Annotated in this window: 1 protein-coding gene; it reads right to left on the bottom strand. The window is 39.3% G+C overall.

Annotated elements, in window-relative coordinates; all coding sequences use genetic code 11:
- Nucleotides 1-42 precede the first annotated feature (42 nt).
- The coding region (gene gatB, locus BN338_RS05930) for an Asp-tRNA(Asn)/Glu-tRNA(Gln) amidotransferase subunit GatB (protein WP_039759980.1) at nucleotides 43-1432 on the bottom strand (1390 nt) is incomplete at its 5' end.

Below are 1432 nucleotides of genomic sequence, written 5' to 3'. Positions count from 1 at the left end.
AGAAGATATCATATTTATGGATTATTCTCTACCCCATAAAATTTAATCTATGCCAAGTTTCATCTTAACTAATTCATTAACAGTTTGAGGATTTGCCTTACCACCCGTTGCTTTCATGACCTCTCCAACAAACCAACCTGCTAAAGCAGGTTTTTGCTTTGCTTGCGCAACTTTATCAGAATTATTGGCAACAATCTCATCAACGGCTCTTTCAATAGCCTTTGTATCTGTTACCTGTTTCATACTGCGCTCTTCTACAATTTGGCGTGGATCTCCCCCCTCATTCCAAATAATCTCAAAAAGATTTTTGGCAATTTTTCCAGAAATGATGCCTTCTTTTATAAGATCAATAATGCTTCCCAACTGATTTGGAGACACTGGCGACTCTTCAATTTCACGATTATCTTTATTTAAAGCCCCTAAAAGATCATTAATCACCCAATTGGCAACTATTTTTCCATCACGCCCACAAGCGACTTCTTCAAAATAATCAGCAATAGCTTTTTCTGTCACAAGAACGGAAGCATCATACACTGTCAATCCCATTTCGTTAACAAAACGTGCTTTTATAGCATCAGGCAATTCTGGTAAATCCGCCGCCAAAGCATCCACAAATGCTTGATCAAATTCTAATGGTAAAAGATCAGGATCAGGAAAATAACGATAATCATGCGCTTCTTCCTTTGAACGCATAGAACGTGTTTCACCTTTAGCGGCATCAAAAAGCCGAGTTTCTTGCTCTACGATGCCGCCATCTTCTAAAATTGCGATCTGACGACGTGCTTCATACTCAATCGCTTGACCAATAAAACGAATAGAATTAACATTCTTGATTTCGCAACGCGTTCCAAAATCTTCACCAGGACGACGAACGGATACATTGACATCTGCACGCATAGAACCTTCATCCATATTACCATCGCAGGTTCCTAAATAACGAACAATCGTACGCAATTTTGTCATGTACGCTTTGGCTTCATCTGATGAGCGCATATCAGGTTTGGAAACAATTTCCATAAGAGCAACACCAGAGCGATTCAGATCTACGAAAGACATCGTTGGATGTTGATCATGCATCGATTTTCCAGCGTCCTGTTCAAGATGTAATCTTTCAATTCCTACTTCAATATCTTCAAATTGGCCATTCGAATCTGGACCAACAGATATGATAACTTTCCCCTCTCCTACAATGGGATAGCGAAACTGAGAAATCTGGTACCCCTGCGGTAAATCTGGATAAAAATAATTTTTACGGTCAAAAACAGATTTCAAATTAATACGCGCTTTTAATCCCAAACCTGTTCGAACTGCTTGACGAACACATTCTTGATTAAGAACAGGTAACATCCCTGGCATAGCCGCATCAATAAGTGATACATGATTGTTCGGCTCTGCTCCAAATTTGGTTGATGCTCCTGAAAAAAGTTTCGAA

Source organism: Bartonella queenslandensis AUST/NH15, assembly GCF_000312585.1.
GTDB lineage: Bacteria > Pseudomonadota > Alphaproteobacteria > Rhizobiales > Rhizobiaceae > Bartonella > Bartonella queenslandensis_A.
Note: the sequence above shows the minus strand (reverse complement) of the source record. Positions and strands in the feature narration are given on the sequence as shown.